Source organism: Vibrio sp. CCB-PB317 (assembly GCF_022808245.1).
Classification (GTDB): Bacteria; Pseudomonadota; Gammaproteobacteria; order Enterobacterales; family Vibrionaceae; genus Vibrio; species Vibrio diabolicus.
The window spans coordinates 1-26,101 of the sequence record NZ_JALGNU010000004.1; the positions used below are offsets into that span (position 1 = coordinate 1).

General features: G+C 45.4%; 21 protein-coding genes and 4 tRNA genes. 18 read left to right on the plus strand and 7 right to left on the minus strand.

All coding sequences use genetic code 11. From position 1 onward, the window contains the following. Positions 1 to 430: 430 nt before the first annotated feature. On the minus strand, positions 431 to 1,771 hold the full coding sequence (pssA, locus tag MTR11_RS22250) for a CDP-diacylglycerol--serine O-phosphatidyltransferase (protein ID WP_031780707.1): 1,341 nt from the start codon (positions 1,769 to 1,771) through the stop codon (positions 431 to 433). Between the two features lie 71 nt (positions 1,772 to 1,842). Next, positions 1,843 to 2,274: a GNAT family N-acetyltransferase gene (locus tag MTR11_RS22255; RefSeq protein WP_243328470.1), complete on the minus strand. Its 432-nt coding sequence runs from the start codon at positions 2,272 to 2,274 to the stop codon at positions 1,843 to 1,845. A gap of 101 nt (positions 2,275 to 2,375) precedes the next feature. On the opposite strand from MTR11_RS22255, the gene murB reads away from it, so the two are divergent. Both murB and birA read left to right on the plus strand, forming a co-directional pair. Beyond that, the gene (gene murB / locus MTR11_RS22260; protein WP_046874694.1) at positions 2,376 to 3,419 is read left to right on the plus strand and encodes a UDP-N-acetylmuramate dehydrogenase; all 1,044 of its coding nucleotides are present in this window, start codon (positions 2,376 to 2,378) and stop codon (positions 3,417 to 3,419) included. Further along, positions 3,416 to 4,381, plus strand: coding sequence for a bifunctional biotin--[acetyl-CoA-carboxylase] ligase/biotin operon repressor BirA (gene birA, locus MTR11_RS22265; protein ID WP_243328437.1), 966 nt, complete (start codon positions 3,416 to 3,418; stop codon positions 4,379 to 4,381). The genes murB and birA overlap by 4 nt, the downstream gene beginning before the upstream one ends. 7 nt (positions 4,382 to 4,388) lie before the next feature. Here the strand turns inward: birA and coaA are convergent, their stop codons facing one another. Next, complete coding sequence (coaA, locus tag MTR11_RS22270; RefSeq protein ID WP_005398335.1) at positions 4,389 to 5,312, minus strand: type I pantothenate kinase; 924 nt, start codon at positions 5,310 to 5,312, stop codon at positions 4,389 to 4,391. A gap of 205 nt (positions 5,313 to 5,517) precedes the next feature. Here coaA and MTR11_RS22275 point away from each other — a divergent pair. The 13 genes from MTR11_RS22275 (at position 5,518) to rpoC (ending at position 19,509) form a co-directional block, all read left to right on the plus strand. Continuing rightward, positions 5,518 to 5,593, plus strand: a tRNA-Thr gene (locus tag MTR11_RS22275). Positions 5,594 to 5,629: 36 nt separating this feature from the next. Further along, positions 5,630 to 5,714, plus strand: a tRNA-Tyr gene (locus MTR11_RS22280). Between the two features lie 35 nt (positions 5,715 to 5,749). Beyond that, a tRNA-Gly gene (locus MTR11_RS22285) sits at positions 5,750 to 5,824 on the plus strand. Between the two features lie 13 nt (positions 5,825 to 5,837). Continuing rightward, a tRNA-Thr gene (locus MTR11_RS22290) sits at positions 5,838 to 5,913 on the plus strand. Positions 5,914 to 6,015: 102 nt separating this feature from the next. Further along, the gene (tuf, locus tag MTR11_RS22295; protein WP_012841309.1) at positions 6,016 to 7,200 is read left to right on the plus strand and encodes an elongation factor Tu; all 1,185 of its coding nucleotides are present in this window, start codon (positions 6,016 to 6,018) and stop codon (positions 7,198 to 7,200) included. A 266-nt stretch (positions 7,201 to 7,466) separates the two neighbouring features. Continuing rightward, positions 7,467 to 7,847 (plus strand): preprotein translocase subunit SecE, encoded by a 381-nt coding sequence (gene secE / locus MTR11_RS22300; RefSeq protein WP_005397258.1) that lies wholly within the window; start codon positions 7,467 to 7,469, stop codon positions 7,845 to 7,847. 13 nt (positions 7,848 to 7,860) lie between these two features. Beyond that, positions 7,861 to 8,409, plus strand: coding sequence for a transcription termination/antitermination protein NusG (nusG, locus tag MTR11_RS22305; protein ID WP_005384681.1), 549 nt, complete (start codon positions 7,861 to 7,863; stop codon positions 8,407 to 8,409). A gap of 164 nt (positions 8,410 to 8,573) precedes the next feature. Beyond that, positions 8,574 to 9,002 carry a 50S ribosomal protein L11 gene (gene rplK, locus MTR11_RS22310; protein WP_005384682.1) on the plus strand — a complete coding sequence of 143 codons (429 nt, stop codon included), beginning with the start codon at positions 8,574 to 8,576 and terminating at the stop codon, positions 9,000 to 9,002. A gap of 4 nt (positions 9,003 to 9,006) precedes the next feature. After that, on the plus strand, positions 9,007 to 9,708 hold the full coding sequence (gene rplA / locus MTR11_RS22315) for a 50S ribosomal protein L1 (RefSeq protein WP_005384683.1): 702 nt from the start codon (positions 9,007 to 9,009) through the stop codon (positions 9,706 to 9,708). A 293-nt stretch (positions 9,709 to 10,001) separates the two neighbouring features. Further along, positions 10,002 to 10,496 carry a 50S ribosomal protein L10 gene (gene rplJ / locus MTR11_RS22320; protein WP_005397270.1) on the plus strand — a complete coding sequence of 165 codons (495 nt, stop codon included), beginning with the start codon at positions 10,002 to 10,004 and terminating at the stop codon, positions 10,494 to 10,496. 57 nt (positions 10,497 to 10,553) lie between these two features. Then, on the plus strand, positions 10,554 to 10,922 hold the full coding sequence (gene rplL, locus MTR11_RS22325) for a 50S ribosomal protein L7/L12 (RefSeq protein ID WP_005397273.1): 369 nt from the start codon (positions 10,554 to 10,556) through the stop codon (positions 10,920 to 10,922). A 252-nt stretch (positions 10,923 to 11,174) separates the two neighbouring features. Then, positions 11,175 to 15,203 (plus strand): DNA-directed RNA polymerase subunit beta, encoded by a 4,029-nt coding sequence (gene rpoB / locus MTR11_RS22330; RefSeq protein WP_005397275.1) that lies wholly within the window; start codon positions 11,175 to 11,177, stop codon positions 15,201 to 15,203. 103 nt (positions 15,204 to 15,306) lie between these two features. Next, positions 15,307 to 19,509 carry a DNA-directed RNA polymerase subunit beta' gene (rpoC, locus tag MTR11_RS22335; RefSeq protein WP_005397277.1) on the plus strand — a complete coding sequence of 1,401 codons (4,203 nt, stop codon included), beginning with the start codon at positions 15,307 to 15,309 and terminating at the stop codon, positions 19,507 to 19,509. 187 nt (positions 19,510 to 19,696) lie between these two features. Here rpoC and MTR11_RS22340 read toward each other — a convergent pair whose 3' ends face one another. After that, positions 19,697 to 20,188: an Rsd/AlgQ family anti-sigma factor gene (locus MTR11_RS22340; protein WP_031780615.1), complete on the minus strand. Its 492-nt coding sequence runs from the start codon at positions 20,186 to 20,188 to the stop codon at positions 19,697 to 19,699. Positions 20,189 to 20,365: 177 nt separating this feature from the next. Here MTR11_RS22340 and nudC point away from each other — a divergent pair, with 177 nt between their 5' ends. Together nudC and hemE are read left to right on the plus strand one after the other, a co-directional pair. Next, the gene (gene nudC / locus MTR11_RS22345) at positions 20,366 to 21,163 is read left to right on the plus strand and encodes an NAD(+) diphosphatase (protein ID WP_006743187.1); all 798 of its coding nucleotides are present in this window, start codon (positions 20,366 to 20,368) and stop codon (positions 21,161 to 21,163) included. Between the two features lie 247 nt (positions 21,164 to 21,410). Beyond that, positions 21,411 to 22,478 (plus strand): uroporphyrinogen decarboxylase, encoded by a 1,068-nt coding sequence (hemE, locus tag MTR11_RS22350; RefSeq protein WP_006743188.1) that lies wholly within the window; start codon positions 21,411 to 21,413, stop codon positions 22,476 to 22,478. Between the two features lie 239 nt (positions 22,479 to 22,717). Here the strand turns inward: hemE and MTR11_RS22355 are convergent, their stop codons facing one another. Both MTR11_RS22355 and MTR11_RS22360 read right to left on the minus strand, forming a co-directional pair. Further along, on the minus strand, positions 22,718 to 23,290 hold the full coding sequence (locus MTR11_RS22355; protein ID WP_243328438.1) for a uracil-DNA glycosylase family protein: 573 nt from the start codon (positions 23,288 to 23,290) through the stop codon (positions 22,718 to 22,720). A 2-nt stretch (positions 23,291 to 23,292) separates the two neighbouring features. Continuing rightward, positions 23,293 to 24,216 carry a D-2-hydroxyacid dehydrogenase gene (locus tag MTR11_RS22360; RefSeq protein ID WP_243328439.1) on the minus strand — a complete coding sequence of 308 codons (924 nt, stop codon included), beginning with the start codon at positions 24,214 to 24,216 and terminating at the stop codon, positions 23,293 to 23,295. 66 nt (positions 24,217 to 24,282) lie between these two features. Here MTR11_RS22360 and MTR11_RS22365 point away from each other — a divergent pair, with 66 nt between their 5' ends. After that, complete coding sequence (locus tag MTR11_RS22365) at positions 24,283 to 24,870, plus strand: YjaG family protein (protein WP_005382520.1); 588 nt, start codon at positions 24,283 to 24,285, stop codon at positions 24,868 to 24,870. Positions 24,871 to 24,949: 79 nt separating this feature from the next. Here MTR11_RS22365 and MTR11_RS22370 read toward each other — a convergent pair whose 3' ends face one another. Then, on the minus strand, positions 24,950 to 26,083 hold the full coding sequence (locus tag MTR11_RS22370) for a hemolysin family protein (protein ID WP_243328440.1): 1,134 nt from the start codon (positions 26,081 to 26,083) through the stop codon (positions 24,950 to 24,952). Between the last annotated feature and the right edge of the window lie 18 nt (positions 26,084 to 26,101).

Below are 26,101 nucleotides of genomic sequence, written 5' to 3' on the forward strand. Positions count from 1 at the left end.
CCATTTCCATATTGAAACCTTGCATCGAGAGGCAGGTTTCCCTCTTCGCTATGCTTTCTAAGCTCTGTCATGAGTGAGGTGGTGCGTAGTTACTGCGGTTTCTGCTGAACCGGCTCCCAGTCTCGAGCGCTAGTTTTGAGCCCCTGTGCTGACTCATTAAAGCTCCCCTTTATTACGTGTTAGAAAGCTTATTCACTAGCGTAGTGTAAGAAAGAGTAAGATCGGAAGACTGAGTTATTAAGCACCTAGCCACTTACGCATGTATTGCCTTTCTAGATTCTAGGTTGTTGCGTTTGGGGTTACGTTGCGTCTCGCAAGCTTATTTACTGAAGTCTACTAATATAGAGGTCTAATAGAGTATTAAGCTGTTGGAGCTAGGAATAATAAAAAAGCCCAGCAGGAAAATGCTGAGCTTTGAAGTTAATTATGCTTACAGGATGCGTTTTAAAACCCCATCTGCTTTTAGGCGGGTTATTTTTCTTACTAACCGCTGCACCCCTATCGGATAATCTTCCACTTTTTCTAACTGTTTATAAGTACAGATAAGATGGGTATGCTCAAGGATACGCGAAACCTCATCTTCGAACTTATCAGTGAGTTTCGCATAATTGTCTTGGATGAGAAGTCCATTTTCTAGATCAAGTGACCAAGCCCGAGGATTTAAGTTATTCCCCGTCAGTAGCATATAGCGTTTATCAACCCAAATGCCTTTGAGATGGAAGCTATTATTGTCATGCTTCCAGAGGTGAATTGACAGTTTACGCGCAGCGATATTCGCTTCATTTGCTTTCGCAAAGCGGCGTAGGTTTACTTCATACAGATATGGAAGTCCGCCAATGGTTTTAAAGTCTTCCTCAGGGGCAATATAAAAGTCGTTTGCTGTCTTGTCGCCCACAACAATAGTTACTTTCACACCGCGTTTCATGGCTCGCTTCACTTCACGATGCAGCGCTTTAGGGAAGTTAAAGTAAGGAGTACAGATAAAAATTTCGTTTTGGGCGGCCGCTAGTAACTTTACAATCTGTTGATTGAGCAGATTGCGGCGTTTTCCTAGACCAACTAGCGGGGTGATTTTTACACTTTCCTCTGTTGCAGGTTGGTCTTCAAACTGATAATTAGCTTGAGCAAGTGAAGCTCTCAGTTGACGAATCGCCGACTTAATTTCTTTGGTTTCTGGCTTATCTTTTCCAGCAAGATCATTGACAGCTGGGTGAGCAATCATCTCTTCCTGAATGAATTGCACCATTGAATTAGCTAAAGACTCATGTCGAATCACATGGTAACGATCAAAGCGATAGCGTTCGTGATAGTGCAGGTAAACGTTATTTAAGCTTGCCCCACTGTAGATGACAGTATCATCGACAATGAAGCCTTTTAAATGCAGTACCCCAAAAACCTCTCTGCCACGCACAGGTATACCATAGACAGGGATCGGGTGTTGGTACTTATTGGCATACGCTTTGTAAAGCGCAGAATTACCCTCAGATGTTTCCGCACCAATCAGGCCACGCTGCGCTCGATGCCAGTCGACACAGATATTGATGTCCAACCCAGGATTGCGCTGTTTCGCTTCATAAAGCGCAGTGAGAATTTCACGTCCAGCTTCATCATCTTCCAGATATAGAGCGACTAGGTAAATTCGCGACGTTGCTTTGCTGATTGCATCCAAAAGACGAGTCCTGAATGATTCTGCTGAATACAGAACATCAAAGTCTTCCGGATTGACAGCGAGACTTGGCAACTGTTCGAATGGATTCCTACTTACTATCATATCGGTATGAGTACCTTAGTTTAGTGCAATATTGCGAACCTGCCATTTTATCAAAGATATGATTTACCTGGCTACAAAAGCGCGCGTTTTGATGTCGTTGAAGAGATGAATTGCATTGGAATGAGATCTTTACCGCTATCTACATAGCGTTGAAATGCCATTTTTAGCGGGTGTGGTAGCTCAGAGCAATCAATGGTTTTGAATCCATGCTTGGAATAATAGGATTCGAGATGTGTAAACGCGAAGCAATAATCGCCATCAGTGAAAACATTTTTTTTACAATGAGTTAGTAGTTCTTTTCCAATGCCAGTTCCCCTAAGTGTCGGAATGACCAGCATTCCCGTCAGCAACCGAGATCTATCTACGGTTTTTAAGCGTAGTAACGCAACAATTTCACCTTTATGGCTCGCTGTAATGATCAGTTCATCCTTTTTGGCTCGACCCGAAGGGTAATGCGCTTTGTACAACCTCTTAATGAGAGGGAGCTTGATAGGATTTAACACTTCTATGATTAATGAGTCAGGTATTGTCACTGCGGTTAAAAGATAACTAATGTAGAATGTCGACAGTTTAAGAGAATCTTATCTGACGTTGCAAACCTACTATGCAAATTAAAACAAATGCAAGCCTTAAGGCTTACCATACTTTTGGGATTGAACAGTCGTGTTCCTATTTAGCCACCATCGAGTCGCTCGAGGAGGTTATTCAACTATTTCAAGACCCGAGATTCACCCATTTACCGAAGCTTTTTTTAGGTAAAGGAAGTAATGTTCTTTTCACTGAGCATTTTGACGGGTTAGTGATCGTTAATCGAATCATGGGTAAAGATGTGACGGAAACGGATGACCAATACCTATTGCATGTTGCAGGTGGTGAAGACTGGCCTGAGTTGGTTTCCTGGTGTGTGAGTCAGGGAATTGGTGGGTTAGAAAACCTAGCCCTGATCCCTGGCTGTGCAGGCTCGGCTCCTATTCAAAACATTGGAGCCTATGGGCTAGAGCTAAAAGACATTTGTGATTACGTGGATGTTCTTGATCTAACTACATTTGAACATAGAAGAATGAGCGCCAGAGACTGTGACTTTGGCTACCGAGACTCCATTTTTAAACACGCTTTGCATGAAAAGTGCTTTATTACCGCACTAGGGCTTAAGTTGGCTAAGCAATGGCAACCGATTAATCAATATGGTCCTTTAAAAGATATTCCGGAAGAACAACTTAGCCCAGCCACAATTTTCGAGCGAGTTTGCCAAGTGCGAACGGAGAAACTGCCGGATCCAGTCAAAGTAGGTAACGCAGGGAGTTTCTTTAAAAACCCAGTGATCACTCAAGATCATTATGATCGGCTCATGAAGCAACATACTAATATCGTGGCCTATCCAACTCCTGGCGGAATGAAAGTCGCAGCTGGTTGGCTGATTGATCAGTGCGGATTAAAGGGGAAGTCTGTGCATGGTGCACAGGTCAATCCTATGCAAGCCTTGGTTTTGACCAACATGGACAACTGCAGTGCCGATGATGTTGTCGCACTTGCTTCCCTAGTGAAGCAGGCTGTGTGGGATAAATACCAAATAGAACTTGAGCATGAAGTGCGATTTCTGAACCGCACCGGGGAAACCAACCTGGCTCAGATCGAGGCGTTAAGATGAGAAAAGATCACTCTACGAAACTTCATATCTTAAAGTCATTAAGTAACGGCGAGTTTCATTCTGGAGAGGCGCTGGGCGAAGCCCTGAATGTATCCAGAGCGGCAATAGCTAAGCATATTAAAGGTCTTAGTGAGTGGGGCATTGATATTTATCGAGTGCAAGGGCGCGGTTACCAGTTGGCATCACCATTGCAGTTGCTAGATGAAGCTCTCCTTACTGCTAGTGCGGAGTCACTTATTGAGCTTGTTCCTGTGATTGACTCAACCAACCAGTATTTGCTTGATAGAGTCGCAGAGTCAGAAAAGGGCCGTGTTTGTATAGCTGAGTATCAAGCACAAGGACGTGGCCGCCGCGGTAGACAATGGATCTCTCCATTTGGCTCTAACTTATACCTATCCATGTACTGGCGATTAGATGCGGGAATGGCCGCGGCAATGGGCTTAAGCCTTGTTATTGGTATTGCCGCAGTGGAAGCACTAGAAGAAATGGGCATACAAGGCGTTAAACTCAAGTGGCCAAATGACCTGTATTATCAAGATAAAAAACTGGCAGGAATCTTAGTGGAGATGTCAGGGCAGGCCGGTGGTGCTGCTCATCTTGTGATTGGGATGGGGCTCAATATTGGAATGCCTGATGAGCAACCTGAGATTGATCAACCATGGACAACATTGAATCAGGTAAACGAGAGTCTCGTGATCGATAGAAATGTCCTAGCGACGACGCTTATCAAGCATTGGAATTCCGCACTTATCGAGTATGAACTGAAAGGACTTACCAGCTTTGTCGAACGTTGGAATCGATTAGATAACTTTCTCAATCGTCAAGTCAAGCTGCTCATCGGACCTAGAGAGGTGCACGGCATCGTACGCGGCATCGATCATCAAGGCGGGATATTACTCGAAACCTCCCAAGGGCTAGAGACTTACATTGGTGGTGAAATCTCGTTGCGTAAAAGCGATTGACGTTCAATTACTTTCGCAAAGATACCTTATCAACCAAGTGGTTGACGCCTTTGTGTAGAATCAAATGGGCTCTTTCTCGGGTTGGAAGAATATTCAGCTCCAAGTTGAGCCCATTAATATCATGCCAAATTTGTTTCGCTTTTTGCTTTGCTTCATCGACTGACAGTTGCGTGTAGTGACTAAAATAAGAACCGGGTTTAGTAAAAGCCCCTTGGCGAAACTTTAAAAATCGTTCCACATACCACTGTTCAATTGTCTCTGTTTCAGCATCGACATAGATCGAAAAATCCAAAAAATCAGAGACAAAGACGCGATGTGGATCATGCGGATAATCCATTCCACTTTGTAGAACGTTTAAACCTTCAATGATAAGAACATCGGGTCTATCCACTTTTCTTAGTTCATCGGTAATGTCATACGTGATGTGAGAATAGATGGGTACTTCAAGATCGGGTTTTCCCGCCTTTACGTCAGACATGAACTCGACTAAACGCTTGATATCATAGGATTCAGGAAACCCTTTACGATGCATGATACCGCGTTCTTCTAGTACCTTTTTCGGATATAGAAAGCCATCTGTAGTGACCAAGGACACTTTGGGATGATTCTCCCAACGAGAAAGCAATGCGGTCAGAATACGAGCTGTCGTACTTTTGCCTACAGCGACACTGCCGGCGATACCAATCACAAAAGGAGGGGCATGTTCTTCCGTATTCAAGAATTGTTGTAATACAGAGTTGCGGCTTTGACGCGCTTGGACGTAAAGATTCAAAAGACGAGACAAAGGAAGGTAGATTTCTACCGCTTCCTCCATGGTTAGGTTTTCATTAATGCCCTGAAGCGCAGTCAAGTCGTCTTCAGAAAGTGTCATCGGTACAGAGTTTCTTAACTCGGCCCAATTTGCACGGTCAAATGACAAAAATGGACTCATGGGTCTCTTTTATCCTTGGTTTAGTAGAAGCAAGAACATACATCAAGCGAACTTTAAAGCAAACGACAAAGGTCGAAGTTTACTTTAAAAAAGCCAAGTTTGTACGAATTTGCAGCAAACGAATCTAAAAAATCGAATTTTATGATTTTTTTTAAAATTACTATTGCAACCTCGAAAATCATTCAATAGAATGCGCACCACTTATGCCGACTTAGCTCAGTAGGTAGAGCAACTGACTTGTAATCAGTAGGTCACCAGTTCGATTCCGGTAGTCGGCACCATTCTTTCCTTTAGTAGTCTGAATGGCTTGAAAATTTGGAGGGGTTCCCGAGTGGCCAAAGGGAGCAGACTGTAAATCTGCCGGCACTGCCTTCGATGGTTCGAATCCGTCCCCCTCCACCATATTCTTTAGGAAATAGCTCTCAGAGTTACGTGTTGCGGGCATCGTATAATGGCTATTACCTCAGCCTTCCAAGCTGATGATGCGGGTTCGATTCCCGCTGCCCGCTCCACTCTAATTTGAGTGCTGATATAGCTCAGGTGGTAGAGCGCATCCTTGGTAAGGATGAGGTCGGCAGTTCGAGTCTGCCTATCAGCACCAGCTCTCAAGTTTATTTCCTTTTGATATTAGATTTACCAATTATCTTTTTTTGGTTGCGTGGTCAATTTGGGCCACCTAAATCCGTACCTAGAGGGACCACTCATGTCTAAAGAAAAATTTGAACGTACGAAACCGCACGTTAACGTTGGTACTATCGGCCACGTTGACCACGGTAAAACAACTCTAACTGCAGCTATCTGTACTACTCTTGCTAAAGTTTACGGCGGTGTAGCTAAAGACTTCGCATCTATCGATAACGCTCCAGAAGAGCGTGAGCGCGGTATCACAATCGCAACTTCTCACGTTGAGTACGACACTCCAACTCGTCACTACGCACACGTTGACTGTCCAGGACACGCGGACTACGTTAAAAACATGATCACTGGTGCTGCACAGATGGACGGTGGTATCCTAGTTGTTGCTGCGACAGATGGCCCAATGCCACAAACTCGTGAGCACATCCTACTAGGCCGTCAGGTTGGTATCCCATACATCATCGTATTCATGAACAAATGTGACATGGTTGACGATGAAGAGCTACTAGAACTAGTAGAAATGGAAGTTCGTGAACTTCTATCTGAGTACGATTTCCCAGGTGATGACCTACCAGTTATCCAAGGTTCTGCACTAGGCGCACTAAACGGCGAAGAGCAGTGGGAAGCGAAAATCGTTGAACTAGCTGAAGCTCTAGATACTTACATCCCTGAGCCAGAGCGTGCGGTAGATCAGCCATTCCTAATGCCTATCGAAGACGTATTCTCAATCCAAGGTCGTGGTACAGTAGTAACTGGTCGTATCGAGCGTGGTATCCTAACTGTAGGTGACGAAGTTGCTATCGTAGGTATCAAGGAAACAACTACTACAACATGTACTGGTGTAGAGATGTTCCGTAAGCTTCTAGACGAAGGCCGTGCAGGTGAGAACGTTGGTGCACTTCTACGTGGTACTAAGCGTGACGAAGTTGAACGTGGTCAAGTACTAGCGAAGCCTGGTTCAATCACTCCACACACTAAGTTCGAATCAGAAGTATACGTACTGTCTAAAGATGAAGGTGGTCGTCACACTCCATTCTTCAAAGGCTACCGTCCACAGTTCTACTTCCGTACAACTGACGTAACTGGTGACATCCAGCTACCAGAAGGCGTAGAAATGGTAATGCCAGGTGACAACGTACAGATGACTGTTGAGCTAATCGCACCAATCGCAATGGACGAAGGTCTACGTTTTGCGATCCGTGAAGGTGGCCGTACAGTAGGTGCTGGTGTTGTTGCTAAGATCTTCGACTAATTCATAGCGAATTAGCGATGCTTTCGGAAAATCTTGAATTAGATTTGACGAACCAGTAGCAAAAAGGGCATCATTTGATGCCCTTTTTCTGCACTCAACATTATTTTTGCTGTTTTCTTGTTCAGAAGTGGGTTGGGCGCAGAGCAAGATTAAGCAAAGATGCTTAATCTTAAGAAGAGTACGCTGATTTTTTCAGCGATATGGAGTTTGCCCTGCAACAGCGGGGTTGTTGTCGTCTATATTAAGACTTGTAACAGGTTGGTTTTATGAAAGCAAATAATGCTGAAACTCCTGATAGCTCAAACGCAGCAGATACGTTTAAGTGGTTAGCCGCTTTCGTATTGGCAGCTGCCGCTGTTGTGGGTAATTACCTGTATGGTGAAATGTCTGTAGTGGTTCGTGCTGCAGGCGTTGTTGTTCTTATTGCAGCTGCCTTAGGCGTTGCAGCAACAACGACTAAAGGTAAAGCAGCGATCAGTTTTGCAAAAGAATCGCGTATGGAAGTACGTAAAGTTGTTTGGCCTACTCGCCAAGAAACCATGCAAACAACACTGATCGTTTTAGCTGTAAGTATTGTAATGGCTCTAGTGCTATGGGGTATTGACGGAATTATGGTTCGTCTAGTAGCTCTAGCAACTGGGGTATAGAGGGTTTTTATTCATGAGTGAAGCTCCAAAAAAACGCTGGTATGTGGTTCAAGCCTTCTCTGGATTTGAAGGTCGTGTAGCTCAATCTCTGCGCGAGCATATCAAAATGCACGGCATGGAAGAGCTATTCGGTGAAGTACTGGTTCCTACTGAAGAAGTAGTGGAAATGCGCGCCGGTCAGCGTCGCAAATCTGAGCGTAAGTTCTTCCCAGGTTACGTCCTTGTTCAGATGATTATGAACGATGAATCATGGCACCTAGTACGCAGTGTGCCGCGTGTCATGGGCTTCATTGGTGGTACCTCAGACCGTCCGGCACCTATCACGGATAAAGAGGCTGACGCGATTCTTAATCGTCTTGAGAAAGCGAGTGAAGCGCCTCGTCCACGTACAATGTACGAAGCGGGTGAAGTGGTACGTGTTAACGAAGGTCCATTTGCTGACTTCAACGGCACTGTTGAAGAAGTGGATTACGAGAAGAGCCGCCTGAAAGTGTCTGTCTCGATCTTTGGTCGTGCGACACCAGTTGAGCTTGAATTTGGTCAGGTTGAAAAGCTGGACTAAGACTCTTCGTTAAAGAGTATAAAAAATCACCTTTTTAGGGTTGTATAAGGCGCGGATTATGACTATAATTTCGCGCCTTTTTACTTCAAGTGAAGTAAAAAGTTTCTTACACAAACGGGGAGCTGATCCGCGATTAGCGTTTGTACCCAAACTTAGGAATTATCATGGCTAAGAAAGTTGAAGCTTACATCAAGCTACAAGTTGCTGCTGGTATGGCTAACCCTAGTCCACCAGTAGGTCCTGCACTAGGTCAACACGGTGTGAACATCATGGAATTCTGTAAAGCGTTCAACGCAAAAACAGAATCTATTGAGAAAGGTCTACCAACTCCAGTAGTTATCACAGTATACAGCGACCGTTCTTTCACGTTCGTAACTAAGACTCCACCTGCTGCTGTTCTTCTTAAGAAAGCTGCTGGCGTTAAGTCTGGTTCAGGTCGTCCAAACACTGAAAAAGTTGGTACTGTAACTGACGCTCAAATCCAAGAAATCGCAGAAACTAAAGCTGCTGATATGACTGGTGCTGACATCGAAGCGATGAAGCGTTCTATCGCTGGTACTGCTCGTTCAATGGGCCTAGTGGTAGAGGGTTAATAAGATGGCAAAACTAACTAAGCGCATGCGCGTAATCCGCGAAAAAGTTGACGTAACTAAAGAATACGAAATCAACGAAGCTGTTGCTCTTCTTCAAGAACTAGCGACTGCGAAATTCGTTGAGTCTGTAGACGTTGCTGTTAACCTAGGCATTGATGCTCGTAAATCTGACCAGAACGTACGTGGTGCAACTGTACTACCTCACGGTACTGGCCGCGAAATCCGCGTTGCAGTGTTCACTCAAGGTGCTAACGCTGAAGCAGCTAAAGAAGCTGGCGCAGACATCGTAGGTATGGAAGATCTTGCTGAGCAAGTTAAGAAAGGCGAAATGAACTTTGACGTAGTTGTTGCTTCTCCAGATGCAATGCGCGTTGTAGGTCAACTAGGTACTATCCTAGGTCCTCGCGGTCTTATGCCAAACCCTAAAGTTGGTACTGTAACTCCTAACGTTGCTGAAGCAGTTAAAAACGCTAAAGCTGGTCAGGTTCGTTACCGTAACGACAAAAACGGCATCATCCACACTACTATCGGTAAAGCAAACTTCTCTGCTGAGCAGATCAAAGAGAACCTAGAAGCACTTCTAGTTGCTCTGAAGAAAGCTAAGCCATCTTCAGCGAAAGGTACTTTCCTGAAGAAAGTAAGCATCTCTACTACTATGGGTGCTGGTGTTGCTGTTGATCAGGCTAGCCTGAACACTCAAGCATAATTTATTTGCTTAGGCGCAAAATTAGTGTATAATTTTGCGCCTAATATTTGTGGTTGGGGCTGAACTTTGGTTCTTTGAACTGTCTCCTAGTTCGAAATGAATTAAGACCCAGTCTCCGTCCAAGACCGTAGGTGTTTGTGTAAAAGCAAACTTAATTATCCTACGTAGATGGTGCCCGAACTGACAGAAAGCTCTATGTAATATAGTTAACTTTCTTCTGGGGAAGCACCTCAATAGCTCTCACTGTCGTGATGATAGTGAGTGGTGTAACGACAACCAGGAGTAAATCCAAGATGGCTTTAAACCTTCAAGACAAAAAAGCAATTGTTGCTGAAGTCAACGAAGCTGCCAGTGGTGCACTTTCTGCAGTTGTAGCTGATTCTCGTGGCGTTCAAGTTGGCGCGATGACTTCTCTACGTAAACAAGCTCGTGAAGCTGGCGTTTACATGAGAGTTGTTCGTAACACTCTTGCTCGTCGTGCGGTTGAAGGTACTGAGTACGAGTGTCTAACTGACACTTTCACTGGTCCTACACTAATCGCATTCTCTAATGAGCACCCAGGTGCTGCAGCGCGTCTTTTCAAAGACTTCGCTAAAGAGAACAAAGATTTCGAGATCAAAGCTGCTGCTTATGAAGGCGCTTTAACTGACGCTGAAGTACTAGCAACACTACCAACTTACGACGAAGCAATTGCACGCCTAATGATGTGCATGAAAGAAGCTTCGGCTGGCAAGCTGGCGCGTACTATCGCAGCTATCCGCGATCAAAAACAAGAAGCAGCGGCATAAGCCTTGCTTTTTACTGGTTGCTTAATAAACTTATTGTTGACTTAAAAGAGAATTGTTATGTCTATTACTAACGAGCAAATCCTAGACGCAGTTGCAGAAATGTCTGTAATGCAAGTTGTTGAACTAATCGAAGCAATGGAAGAGAAATTCGGTGTTTCTGCTGCTGCTGCTGTTGTAGCTGGCGGCGCTGCTGGCGGCGAAGCTGCTGCTGAGCAAACTGAATTCGACGTAATCCTAGAAGCTGCTGGCGGTAACAAAGTTGCTGTAATCAAAGCAGTACGTGGCGCAACTGGCCTAGGTCTTAAAGAAGCTAAAGCTCTTGTAGACGGCGCTCCAGCACCTCTTAAAGAAGGTGTTGAGAAAGCAGAAGCTGAAGCTCTTAAAGCTCAGCTAGAAGAAGCTGGTGCAACTGTTGCTGTTAAGTAATTATTGCATAGTTTCTTAGCCTAACGGCTAATTGGCTGGTGGTTTTTTAACCACCGGCCTTTTTGCGCTGTAGGGTATAGGCGAATTTTCCCGCTGTTTAAGCGCCTGATATCCATGCAAAAAACATTTCATTCTTACGAAATGAAATGTCACTACAGTAAACAGCTATATTAGTCACTGTCCCTTACCCCCCTTAAGTAACTAGGAGCGGGCGGACAGTTTGGGTCACTTATCAGCGAGCTGAGGAACCCCATGGTTTACTCTTATACCGAGAAAAAGCGCATCCGTAAGGACTTTGGTACTCGTCCACAAGTTTTGGACATTCCATACCTGCTATCGATCCAGCTCGATTCGTTCGACAAATTCATCGAACAGGATCCTGAAGGTCAATACGGTCTTGAAGCCGCTTTCCGTTCTGTATTCCCGATTCAGAGCTACAACGGCAATTCTGAGCTGCAATACGTTAGCTACCGTCTTGGTGAGCCAGTTTTTGACGTTAAAGAATGTCAAATCCGCGGTGTAACTTACTCAAAGCCACTACGTGTAAAACTACGCCTAGTTATCTTTGATAAAGACGCGCCAGCAGGTACTGTAAAAGACATTAAAGAACAAGAAGTCTACATGGGTGAAATTCCACTCATGACAGACAATGGTACCTTCGTAATTAACGGTACCGAGAGGGTTATCGTATCCCAGCTGCACCGAAGCCCAGGCGTGTTCTTCGACAGCGATAAGGGTAAGACCCACTCTTCAGGTAAAGTTTTATACAACGCACGTGTTATTCCTTACCGTGGTTCATGGCTTGATTTCGAGTTTGATCCTAAGGATAACTTGTACGTTCGTATCGACCGCCGTCGTAAGCTACCAGCATCGATCATCCTTCGTGCACTAGGTAAGTCGACAGAAGAAATCCTAGATCTCTTCTTCGAGAAAGTGAACTTCGAAGTGAAAGACCAAACTCTATTGATGGAGTTGGTTCCAGATCGTCTACGTGGTGAAACTGCGTCGTTCGACATCGAAGCGAATGGTAAAGTTTACGTTGAGCAAGGTCGTCGCGTAACAGCTCGTCATATCCGCCAACTAGAAAAAGATGGTGTTGATCACATCGAAGTACCAGTTGAGTACATCGTAGGTAAAGTTGCATCAAAAGATTACATCAATGAAGCAACTGGCGAGATCATTGTTAACGCTAACCAGGAAATCAGCCTGGAAGCACTAGCGAACCTATCTCAGGCTGGCCACAAAGCGCTAGAAGTTCTATTTACGAACGATCTAGACCACGGTCCATTCATGTCAGAAACACTACGTATCGACAGCACGGTTGATCGTATTTCTGCATTGGTAGAAATCTACCGCATGATGCGCCCTGGTGAGCCGCCAACAAAAGAAGCTGCAGAAGCTCTATTCGAAAGCCTATTCTTCTCTGAAGAGCGTTACGATCTATCGACTGTTGGTCGTATGAAGTTCAACAGCTCTATCGGCCGTGAAGATGCTCAAGAGCAAGGCACACTTGATGAAACTGATATCATCGAAGTGATGAAGAAGCTGATCGCGATCCGTAACGGTAAGGGCGAAGTGGACGATATCGACCACTTAGGCAACCGTCGTATCCGTTCTGTAGGCGAAATGGCTGAGAACCAGTTCCGTGTAGGTCTAGTACGTGTTGAGCGTGCAGTTAAAGAGCGTCTAAGCCTAGGCGATCTTGACGCAATCATGCCTCAAGACTTGATCAACGCGAAGCCAATTTCTGCGGCAGTTAAAGAATTCTTTGGCTCTTCACAGCTTTCACAGTTCATGGACCAAAACAACCCGCTATCAGAAGTAACGCACAAGCGTCGTATTTCTGCATTGGGTCCTGGCGGTCTAACTCGTGAACGTGCTGGCTTCGAAGTACGTGACGTACACGTAACTCACTACGGTCGTCTATGTCCTATCGAAACGCCTGAAGGTCCAAACATCGGTCTGATCAACTCTCTATCTGCGTTTGCGCGTTGTAACGAGTACGGTTTCCTAGAGACACCATACCGTCGCGTTGTAGATGGCGTAGTAACAGACGAAGTAGATTACCTATCTGCAATCGAAGAAGGCCAATTCGTTATCGCTCAGGCGAACGCTAAGCTAAACGAAGATGGTACTTTTGCAGATGAGCTGATCACAGCTCGTCAGAAAGGTGAATCTGGTCTACACCCTCGTGAGCACGCTCAGTACATGGACGTTGCGACAAACCAGGTTGTATCTATCGCTGCATCGCTTATCCCGTTCCTAGAACACGATGATGCGAACCGTGCATTGATGGGTGCGAACATGCAACGTCAGGCAGTTCCGACACTGAAAGCTGACAAACCGCTTGTTGGTACTGGTATTGAACGTAACGTAGCAGTTGACTCAGGTGTAACTGCAGTTGCGAAACGTGGTGGTGTAATCCAGTCAGTAGATGCTTCTCGTATCGTTGTTAAAGTAAACGAAGAAGAGCTAGTACCAGGTGAAGCTGGTATCGATATCTACAACCTAACTAAATACACACGTTCTAACCAGAACACATGTATTAACCAACGCCCATGTGTGATGCCAGGTGAACCTGTATCACGCGGTGACGTGCTTGCTGATGGTCCTTCGACAGACCTAGGTGAGCTAGCGCTTGGTCAAAACATGCGTATCGCGTTCATGCCTTGGAACGGTTACAACTTCGAAGACTCGATCTTAGTATCTGAGCGCGTAGTTCAAGAAGACCGCTTCACGACAATCCACATTCAAGAACTTACTTGTGTGGCGCGTGATACTAAGCTGGGCTCTGAAGAGATCACAGCTGATATTCCAAACGTAGGTGAATCTGCTCTGTCTAAACTAGACGAGTCAGGTATCGTTTACATCGGTGCTGAAGTTAAGGGTGGCGACATCCTAGTTGGTAAAGTAACACCTAAAGGTGAAACTCAGCTAACGCCTGAAGAGAAGCTACTACGTGCTATCTTCGGTGAAAAAGCATCTGATGTTAAAGATACTTCACTACGTGTACCTAACTCTGTATCAGGTACGATCATCGACGTTCAAGTCTTCACTCGCGACGGCGTAGAGAAAGACAAGCGTGCGCTTGAAATCGAACAGATGCAGCTTAAAGAAGCGAAGAAAGACCTAACTGAAGAATTCCAGATTCTTGAGGGCGGCCTTCTAAACCGTGTTAAAGCTGTATTGATTGAAGGCGGTTACTCTGAAGCGAAACTAGACACTACTGATCGTAAGAAGTGGCTAGAACTAACGCTAGAAGATGACGCACTACAAACTCAGCTTGAGCAACTTGCTGAGCAGTGGGACGAGCTAAAAGCTGACTTCGATAAGAAGTTCGAAACTAAACGTCGTAAGATCACTCAAGGTGATGATTTAGCACCTGGCGTACTGAAGATCGTTAAGGTTTACCTAGCGGTTAAACGTCGCATTCAGCCTGGTGATAAGATGGCGGGTCGTCACGGTAACAAGGGTGTAATCTCTAAGATCAACCCTGTTGAAGACATGCCATACGATGAAAAAGGTCAGCCTGTAGACATCGTACTTAACCCACTGGGTGTACCTTCGCGTATGAACATCGGTCAGATCCTAGAAGTACACTTAGGTCTGGCAGCGAAAGGTATCGGTGACAAGATCAACCAGATGGTTAAAGAGCAGCAAGAACTAGCGAAATTCCGCGAGTTCCTACAAAAAGTTTACGACCTAGGCGACACTCGCCAGAAAGTAGACATTGCTTCTCTATCTGATGATGAAGTACGTACTCTGATCAAGAACTTGCGTGGCGGTCTACCAATCGCGACTCCTGTATTTGATGGCGCTCCAGAAGAGTCAATCAAAGCACTTCTTGAGCTAGCCGATCTACCAACATCAGGTCAGTTAACACTGTTTGATGGTCGCACAGGTGATGCGTTTGAGCGTCCTGTAACTGTTGGTTACATGTACATGCTGAAACTGAACCACCTTGTTGATGACAAGATGCACGCTCGTTCAACTGGTTCGTACAGCCTAGTAACTCAGCAGCCACTAGGTGGTAAAGCTCAGTTCGGTGGTCAGCGTTTCGGTGAGATGGAAGTATGGGCACTAGAAGCATACGGTGCTGCTTACACGCTACAAGAAATGCTAACGGTTAAGTCGGATGACGTTAACGGCCGTACTAAGATGTACAAAAACATCGTAGACGGTAACCACAGCATGGAACCTGGCATGCCAGAATCGTTCAACGTACTGTTGAAAGAGATCCGCTCGCTAGGTATCAACATCGAGCTAGAAGACGAAGAGTAATCCTTTCTCTCTTGATGAAAGTCGAGAGAATCAAAGCGATTATTTGGAAGAAGGTGCTCACTTTAGCGAGTGAGCTCCTTTTAACTCCTTACAGGAGCTGATTGTGAAAGACTTATTAAACTTTCTAAAAGCACAGCATAAGACCGAAGAATTTGATGCAATCAAAATCGGTCTATCTTCACCAGACATGATCCGTTCATGGTCTTTCGGTGAAGTTAAAAAACCTGAAACGATCAACTATCGTACGTTCAAACCTGAACGCGATGGTCTGTTCTGTGCGCGTATCTTTGGTCCAGTTAAAGACTACGAATGTCTTTGTGGTAAGTACAAGCGCCTGAAGCACCGTGGTGTTATCTGTGAGAAGTGTGGTGTAGAAGTTACACAAACTAAAGTTCGTCGTGACCGTATGGGCCACATTGAACTGGCTTCACCAGTAGCTCACATCTGGTTCCTAAAATCGCTACCGTCTCGTATCGGTCTACTAATGGATATCCCTCTACGTGATATCGAACGTGTTCTGTACTTCGAAATGTACGTAGTAACAGAGCCTGGTATGACTGATCTAGAAAAAGGTCAGATGCTTACGGAAGAAGAGTATCTAGATCGTCTAGAAGAGTGGGGCGACGAGTTCACTGCTAAGATGGGTGCGGAAGCTATCAAGGACCTACTAGGTTCTATGGATATGCACGCTGAAGCAGAACAAATGCGTGAAGAGTTAGAGACAACAAACTCTGAAACTAAGCGTAAGAAAGTAACTAAGCGTCTTAAGCTGGTAGAAGCGTTCATCGCATCGGGTAACAATCCAGAGTGGATGATCCTAACTGTACTTCCAGTACTTCCGCCAGATCTACGTCCTCTAGTACCTCTAGATGGCGGTCGCTTTGCGACTTCTGATCTTAACGATCTATACCGTCGTGTGATCAACCGTAACAACCGTTTGAAGCGTCTTCTAGAGCTAGCTGCTCCGGACATCATCGTACGTAACGAAAAACGTATGCTGCAAGAGTCTGTTGATGCGCTACTAGATAACGGTCGTCGTGGTCGTGCGATCACAGGTTCTAACAAGCGTCCTCTGAAATCTCTTGCTGATATGATCAAGGGTAAACAAGGTCGTTTCCGTCAGAACCTTCTAGGTAAACGTGTAGACTACTCTGGCCGTTCTGTAATCACAGTAGGTCCATACCTTCGTCTACACCAGTGTGGTCTTCCTAAGAAGATGGCACTTGAGCTATTCAAACCATTCATCTACAGCAAGCTAGAGACTCGTGGTCTTGCGACTACAATCAAAGCTGCTAAGAAAATGGTAGAGCGTGAAGAAGCGGTCGTTTGGGATATCCTAGACGAAGTAATCCGTGAACACCCAGTACTATTGAACCGTGCACCGACACTTCACCGTCTCGGTATCCAGGCGTTCGAACCAGTACTAATCGAAGGTAAAGCGATTCAGCTACACCCACTTGTATGTGCGGCGTACAACGCGGACTTCGATGGTGACCAAATGGCGGTTCACGTACCTCTAACTCTAGAGGCACAGCTTGAAGCTCGTACTCTGATGATGTCGACAAACAACATTCTGTCGCCAGCGTCAGGTGATCCGATCATCGTACCTTCTCAGGACGTTGTATTGGGTCTGTACTACATGACTCGTGAAAAGATCAACGTGAAAGGTGAAGGCATGTACCTTTCTGGCCCAGAAGAGGCTGAGAAAGCATACCGCACTAAACAAGCTGAGCTTCACGCACGCGTTAAAGTACGTATTACAGAAACCGTTGTAGACGAAGACGGCAACAGCACTACAGAAACCAAGATGGTAGACACCACTGTTGGTCGTGCAATGCTATGGCAAATCGTGCCAGCTGGTCTACCGTACAGCATCGTTAACCAAAAGCTAGGTAAGAAGCAAATCTCTAACCTACTTAACGAGGCGTACCGTAAACTAGGTCTGAAAGACACTGTAATCTTCGCTGACCAAATCATGTACACCGGTTTTGCGTACGCGGCACTTTCTGGTGTATCTGTTGGTATCGACGATATGGTTGTACCAGCAGCTAAGTACACTGAAATCGCAGAAGCGGAAGAAGAAGTACGTGAAATCCAGGAACAGTACCAATCAGGTCTTGTTACTGCGGGCGAACGCTACAACAAAGTTATCGATATCTGGGCATCGACCAACGACCGTGTTGCGAAAGCAATGATGGAAAACCTTTCATCTGAAACGGTAGTTAACCGTGACGGTGAAGAGGAACAGCAAGAGTCATTCAACAGCATCTACATGATGGCGGACTCGGGCGCTCGTGGTTCTGCAGCACAGATTCGTCAGCTTGCGGGTATGCGTGGTCTGATGGCGCGTCCAGATGGTTCAATCATCGAAACGCCGATCACAGCGAACTTTAAAGAAGGTCTAAACGTACTTCAGTACTTTATCTCAACGCACGGTGCTCGTAAGGGTCTTGCGGATACGGCACTGAAAACAGCGAACTCGGGTTACCTAACTCGTCGTCTAGTAGACGTTGCTCAAGACGTTGTTGTAACTGAACATGACTGTGGCACTCACGAAGGTGTCGACATGATGCCTCACATCGAGGGTGGTGATGTTAAAGTTGCACTTTCTGAGCTTGCTCTTGGTCGTGTTGTTGCTGAAGACGTACTAAAACCTGGCACTGAAGACGTTCTTATTCCACGTAACACCCTGATCGATGAGAAGTGGTGTCAAATCATGGAAGAGAACTCAGTAGACAGCATGAAAGTGCGCTCTGTAGTAACGTGTGATTCTGACTTCGGTTGTTGTGCACAGTGTTACGGTCGTGACCTAGCACGTGGCCACCTAGTGAATCAAGGTGAAGCAGTAGGTGTTATCGCTGCTCAGTCTATCGGTGAACCAGGTACACAGCTTACCATGCGTACGTTCCACATCGGTGGTGCGGCATCGACAGCAGCGGCAGAGAACAGTGTTCAAGTTAAGAACAACGGTTCTATCAAGCTACACAACGCTAAATCTGTACTAGCAGATGACGGTAAGATCGTTATCACTTCTCGTGCGACAGAGCTAACTATTATTGATGAGTTTGGTCGTACGAAAGAGAAACACAAACTGCCTTACGGTACGCTACTAAGCAAAGGCGATGGCGATACAGTTCAAGCTGGCGAAACAGTTGCAAACTGGGAAGCGCACACACTACCTATCATTACTGAGGTAGCAGGTCGAATCCAGTTTGTAGATATGATCGACGGCGTAACAGTATCTCGTCAAACTGATGACCTAACTGGTCTATCTTCAAGCGAAGTAACTGACCCAGCAGCTCGCCCTTCAGCAGGTAAAGATATGCGTCCAGCTATCAAACTTGTTGATGAGCAAGGTAACGATGTAATGATCCCTGGTACTGATATGCCAGCTCACTACTTCCTACCTGGTAAAGCGATTGTGAACATCGAAGATGGCGCAGCAGTAGGTGTTGGTGCGACACTAGCACGTATTCCTCAGAAGTCTGGCGGTAACAAAGATATCACCGGTGGTCTTCCACGAGTTGCTGACCTATTTGAAGCACGTAAGCCGAAAGAGCCTGCGATCCTTGCTGAGCACACAGGTACTGTGAGCTTCGGTAAAGAGACCAAAGGTAAACGTCGCCTAGTGATCACACGTGAAAGCGGTGAAGCTTACGAAGAGATGATTCCTAAGCATCGTCAGTTGAACGTATTCGAAGGTGAAAAAGTTGAACGTGGTGACGTGATCGCAGATGGTCCAGAGTCTCCACACGACATCCTACGTCTACGTGGCGTACACGCGGTAACGCAGTACATTGCTAACGAAGTACAGGAAGTTTACCGTCTACAAGGCGTTAAGATTAACGATAAGCACATTGAAACTATCGTTCGTCAGATGCTACGTAAGTGTACTATTACTCACTCTGGTGACTCTGAGTTCCTACCTGGTGAGCAGATTGAGTACTCACAAGTTAAGATTGCTAACCGTAACCTAGAAGCTGAAGGCAAAGAGCCTGCACGTTTCGAACGTGAACTACTAGGTATCACTAAAGCATCTCTAGCGACTGAGTCGTTCATCTCTGCGGCATCGTTCCAGGAGACAACTCGCGTACTAACAGAAGCAGCAGTTTCTGGTAAGCGTGACGACCTACGTGGTCTGAAAGAGAACGTAATTGTTGGTCGTCTGATCCCAGCTGGTACTGGTTTCGCATACCACCAAGAGCGTCAAGCTAAACGTTCTGAAGCGCAAGATGGTCCTTCTGCTGAGCAAGCAACGGACAACCTAGCGGCACTTCTAAACGCTGGTTTCTCTTCTGAAGAGTAAGCCATTTAAAGAGTAATCATTAGAAGCTTAAGAAAAAAGGCACCTTCGGGTGCCTTTTTAGTTTTTATCCTGCCTTTTTCTTCGAGAGGGTTCTTAGAGAAGGTAATAGTGATAAGGCTAGAAACAAAAAAGACCGACGATGATCGTCAGTCTTTTCTATCCTTCAGTCTCTGAATGTTCGCAAACACTAAGCCCCTGGGGGCATAGACAGACTTTCTGCGATCTGCTGTATCAGATAGTCCTCGACTTCAAATCGAGTCTCAAGAATTTCGCCAATGAGACACATATCAGAATCGAAATCATCTAATTCATCATCTTCAGTAACTTCTGAGTACTTATCGTTAAAGTTCAATAGTGGTTCAGTTGTCAGGACTATTTGACCATAAGTTTGATTGATTTCATTGGTCACGACAAAGCCAGTCGCTTTCCAGCGATCCATAACCATGTCATAGATTTTAAAATGGCCCTCGGAGATGTAATCAACGAGATGCTGACAGAAATCCTGCAATTCGGAAGGAGATGGGAGTTCAATAACATTGGTTTTCGAACAAGGTTGCAGTGCTGCAAGCTTACAATATTCAACAATCAGGGATTGTCTTGTCTCTAACCAGTGATCAATGACATCACTTGAGCCACCCCACTGGTCTTGTGTTTGTTTGAATTTTTTTAGCATGACCATGCCCTCATGATCTGATCGCCTGTTGGCGAACGTATCCTTTGCAAAGCAAAGTTAGTAAAGTTATTACAAACTCTTGTCCTTACTAGAATTTAGAGTGCGAATTTACTTAACGACAAACTCTAGTATGAAATTAGATTGCCAGTAAAATGAACGAACTTCAAGCAAAGGGATGGTGTAATGTTAAGAAAAGGTGATGTTAACCGCGCGATAAATGCATACTGGTGTGTTGTTGCAGGAAGTGAAATTTGGCTGGTGGATGGTGCTGTGCCTTTCGGGTCTGCAGAGCAGTTATCACTGCCTGAAGTGAGTGCAAGACCCATTGGTGAGTATTCTGGTTCGCCCGTCATGTGGCTTAATTTGTCTGATTTGGAGCATGATCTACCATTAGTCTCACTACGCGACTGCCTGCATTTTCCTGAGCCATTATTTATGTTGTTAAGTAAAGCGGTTCAGTATGGGCACATGACGCAAAGTCTGCGTTTTTGCCCACAGTGCGGTGGAAGAAACTTTCTTAATAATAACCAGCTAGCTATGCAGTGTGGCGAATGCCGTACCCTCCATTATCCTCGAATATTTCCGTGTATTATCGTTGCTGTACGTAAAGAAAATCAGATCTTATTAGCCCAACATCCAAGGCATCGAAATGGTATGTATACGGTTATTGCTGGCTTCTTAGAAGTCGGTGAGACATTAGAAGAGTGTGTGGCTCGAGAAATTCATGAAGAAACGGGAATTCTCGTTAAAAATATTCGTTACTTTGGCAGCCAGCCTTGGGCTTTCCCATCGAGTATGATGATGGGGTTTTTAGCTGACTATGAATCGGGAGAGTTAAGTCCAGACTACACTGAGCTATCTGATGCACAATGGTTTGGTATTGACGAGATGCCGCCTGTTGCGCCTAAAGGAACGATTGCAAGAGCGCTTATCGAACAAACGCTACAAGATATTGACTCTAATTATCTGATAAATAGATAAAAAAAACCCTCCGAGAGGGAGGGGGTAAGTAAGATGTCGTTATGAGATGCTGAGTACTGGGTACTCAGTTTATAATTGTAGTTTTCGCTAGCGAACAAATTTTTAACACTGATACCGATTGGGTGCAAATTAAGCATTGATTTAAAAGTTAATAACTTGATCCAGGTTGCAAAGCACACAGCTATTGGACTTAAATCAGTGATAGAATACCCCCTTTCACAGAAAGCCTAACAGTTGGAATTACGGAATGACTGAATTAAAAAATGATCGTTATCTGCGTGCGCTTTTAAAAGAGCCGGTAGATTACACGCCAGTATGGATGATGCGCCAGGCAGGTCGTTACCTACCAGAATACAAAGCGACTCGTGCAGAAGCGGGTGATTTCATGTCTTTGTGTCGAAATGCAGAATTAGCATCCGAAGTGACACTTCAACCATTACGCCGTTTTCCTCTTGATGCCGCGATCTTATTCTCGGACATCTTAACGATTCCAGATGCAATGGGGCTTGGTTTGCGTTTTGCTGCGGGTGAAGGACCTGTTTTTGATAACCCAATTACATGCAAAGCTGACGTGGAAAAAATTGGTTTGCCAGATCCAGAAGGTGAACTGCAATACGTAATGAACGCAGTACGCCAGATCCGTAAAGACCTGAAGGGTGAAGTGCCGCTGATTGGTTTTTCGGGTAGTCCTTGGACTCTTGCGACGTACATGATCGAAGGTGGTAGCTCTAAAGCGTTTACCAAGATCAAGAAGATGATGTACGCGGAACCACAAACTCTGCACTTACTTCTAGATAAGCTAGCAGACAGCGTTATCGAGTACCTAAACGCGCAAATTAAAGCAGGCGCGCAGTCGGTAATGGTATTTGACACATGGGGTGGCGTACTGACGCCTCGTGACTACAACCTGTTCTCACTGCAATACATGCACAAGATTGTAGATGGTCTGATTCGTGAAAACGATGGTCGTCGCGTGCCAGTCACACTGTTTACTAAGAATGGCGGTATGTGGCTTGAGCAAATCGCAGCAACGGGCTGTGATGCGGTTGGTCTAGACTGGACAATCAACATTGCAGACGCGAAAGCACGTATCGGTGATAAGGTGGCGCTGCAAGGTAACATGGACCCATCAATGCTTTACGCTTCGCCAGAGCGCATCCGTGAAGAAGTAGCGGATATCCTAGAAGGATTTGGTGATACGGGGACTGGTCATGTGTTCAACCTAGGTCACGGTATCCACTTGGATGTACCGCCAGAAAACGCGGGCGTATTTGTGGAAGCGGTACACGAGTTATCTAAGCCATACCACAAGTAAGTTAGATTTTTTACAATCAAATGCCGGCATTCAGTGCCGGTATTTTTTTTACCTAAAATTCAATTTTTTATCTGAAACTCAAGGCTGTACAGCTCTAGTAGTATTTGGCCTACTATGATCTAATTACTATTTAGTCTGTACGCTTATTGTTTAATCTTATTATAAACAACAGCTTAGCGGTTTGTGTTTGTGTGCTCATTTTCTTGTACAGATAAAAAAGCAATTAGATCATGGGTAACCTAAATCATCGAGTGAGCGCGTTTTTTAAGGTATGGCACGACTTCAGATTCAAACCAAGGATTCTTCTTTAACCACAATGTATTGCGTGGAGAAGGATGAGGAAGCGGGATAAAATCAGGTTCCCAATCCTGCCATTGCTGAACGGTTTGCGTGAGTGTCTTTGGTTTGTTGGTGAGATAGTACTGCTGCGAGTACTGACCAATTAATAGAGTCAGCTCTATATTGGGCAGCTGCTCAAGAATCTTTTTATGCCAAGTGGGCGCACATTCTTTGCGAGGCGGCAAATCACCAGAGTTCCCTTTGCCTGGATAACAGAATCCCATTGGGACAATGGCAATTTTATTTGGGTCGTAGAAAACGCCTTTGTCGATATCGAGCCATTGGCGTAATCGGTCACCACTTGGGTCATTCCAAGGTATCGAGGTTTTGTGTACACGTGTGCCTGGGGCCTGACCGATGATTAGGATGCGTGCCCCTTTTGCTGCTTGTACGACAGGGTTTGCGCCCAAAGGTAAATTATCCGCGCAGATCTGGCAGGCCCTCACTTGCTGCAATAGCTCGTCTAACGACATTCTTAGTAACCCTTTTCGAAGTCCACTTGATAATTTAATGAAAACCCATCACGCCAGCGTAGATAGTTGTCAGCAAAAATCTCGATGACTTGCTCGGGAAAACTCAGCGCAGCAATGTGTGGAGTGATGGTGACTTGCGGTAGTTTCCAAAACGGATGTTCTACCGATAACGGTTCTTGCTCAAATACATCTAAGAAGGCGTGTTCTACCCAACGGTTTTTCAGAGCGAAGAGCAACCCTGCCTCATCCAGTACGTCGCCACGACCTACGTTAAACAATAACGCCTGATTTAGTTGGCTGAGCTTTTGACGATTAAGTAACTGTTGCGTCTCCGGTGTACTTGGTAGGGTATTCACAACAATGTCGGCTTGTTCAAATGCCTTACTTAGTTCACTGATATGAAAGATCTGATTAAATTCACCACCTGAGGTCGGAATACCTGTGCGATTCATACCGATGGTTTTTATTCCCATTGCTTTAGCGGCATTGCCCAAATAACACCCAATGCTACCAGTACCGAGAATCACCATGGTTTTACTTTGTAATGATGTATAGAGGTGAGGCTGCCATTGTTTGTTTTGTTGCTGCTGGTGGTATCGGGCAAAGTGGCGGTAATGGGCAATACTGTAACCCCAAACATATTCAGCAATCAGTGGACCAAAGATGCCTCGAACGTTAGTTAGAGTATAGTCCTGACGAAGGCTAGGGGATGTTAAGGCGTTGACACCAGCAAACGTGGATTGCACCCATTCAAGCTGTGAAAATTCGTCTAAGCTTTGTGATAGTAAGGGCGGGTCCGCTAGTACGATCTGAGCGGCTTCTGGTTCGTCGGTGAGGCAAAGATCGGGCAGATTTTTCTCTGCCAGTAACGTTTTGTAGGTGTCGCGATGCTCTGAGAGCAGGAAAATCTGATTTGAATGCGGCATTAACTTTTTTCCCTGTGATGAATCAAGTACACTTTCGCTGTTTTTTTCTTCAATGATTGAGTGACTATGCTTAAGAATCCTCTTCAGGTTCGTTTAGAAAAACTAGAACCTTGGCAACAAATTACCTTTATGGCGTGTCTATGTGAACGCATGTATCCAAACTATGCGATGTTTTGTGAGAACACAGAATTTGCTGACCCGCGTGCTTACCGAGCGATTCTTGATAGTGTATGGGAAATTTTGACAGTTAAGAACGCGAAAATTAACTTCGAACGTCAATTAGAGAAGTTAGAAGAGTTGTTCCCAAGTGCGGATGAGTTCGATTTTTACGGCGTTTACCCAGCGATGGACGCGTGTCAGGGTTTGTCTACGTTACTGCATGGTCTATTGGACCGCGACTACCTTTTCGATTCAATGCTTAAAGTGAGCCAACAGTCGGTACAAACCGTTGCTGATCTAGAGCAAGCGCAAGGTGCAGAGCCAATAACCAACGACAACCAGAAAGAAAATGAAGCCGTATGTGAAGAATGGGACGTGCAGTGGGCTATTTTCCGTCCACTGCGTGAAGCGGTAGAGCGTGACATCAGCTTGATTAAAGATTTACGTGAAGAGTTACGTGAAGAAGGCGTGAGCAATATCGGTATCGCACTTTAATCGTTGAATAGATAGAAAAAGGCATCCTAAATGGATGCCTTTTTGTTTGCGGCGTTTGAGCGGTTATGCCCAATGCTGATTACGATTCTTTAGAATCTGGTTTTGTCGCTTCTTGAGCTTCTGGCTCCTTGTGATGCTTCTCCAGTTCTTCCTCTTCTTCATCGTCATCGCGGCTTTCGATTACGCCGTGCATCTCTTTCCAACTTTCCCAACGTTGGTAAGCCAGTTCTTGCATGTCGGTACTTTTATCCGCTTCATCGATGATTTCTTCACCCACGAGGTGTTCAAAAATATCCTCCAACGTCACCAAGCCTTGCACAGTACCGTATTCGTCAACGACAAGGGCTAGCTGTAGGCGATGAGTCATCATCTGGTCAAACACTTTCGGTAACGTCGTGTTGTTTAGCACCACTTGAATCGGGCGCATGATTGCTCCCAGTTGTTTCTGTCCACAACCTGATTGTTGCAGTTTGAACAACTCAAGGCGGTGCACAAAACCAATGATGTTGTCTTTCTGCTCGCTATAAACCAATGGGCGTGAGAAAGGTGTATCCTTGTGTTTTTCTAGGAACTCATTGATGGTCATCGTGGCATCGATACGGAATACCACAGGACGTGGCGTCATAACCTGCGTTACAGGTACATCTTGGATGCCCAGCAGGTTGCTTAAGATTTTTGATTCACCCTCGGCAAATTCACCGCTTTCACGTGCCAGAATCGCCATTGCCGACAGTTCATCACGCATCTTGGGTGCTTCGTGGTTACGAGCAAGACGCTTGGTGATTTGCTCTGAAAACCATACGAATGGCGTTAGCGCCCATACCATCCAGCGTAATGCGACTGCCGCGGTTGGCGCCAATTGACGCCAGTAAGTTGCGCCAATTGTTTTCGGTACGATTTCTGAAAGCACCAAGATCGCCAGTGTGAGCACTGCCGAAAAGATACCTAACGCTTCGCTACCAAATACCACCGCAGCTTGTGCACCAGCAGTGGCCGCGCCGATGGTATGAGCGATGGTGTTTAGAGTCAGAATGGATGCCAATGGTCGGTCGATATCTGATTTTAGCTTAGCCAGTTGCCCAGCTGCGGGATGCCCCTGTTGATTGAGCTGCGCAATGTAGCTCGGACTGATACTCAGCAGTACCGCCTCCAGCACCGAACAGATAAACGAAATGCCGATTGCAATAGAGATATAAATGGATAACAGCAGCATAGTTGCCCTTGAATGTAG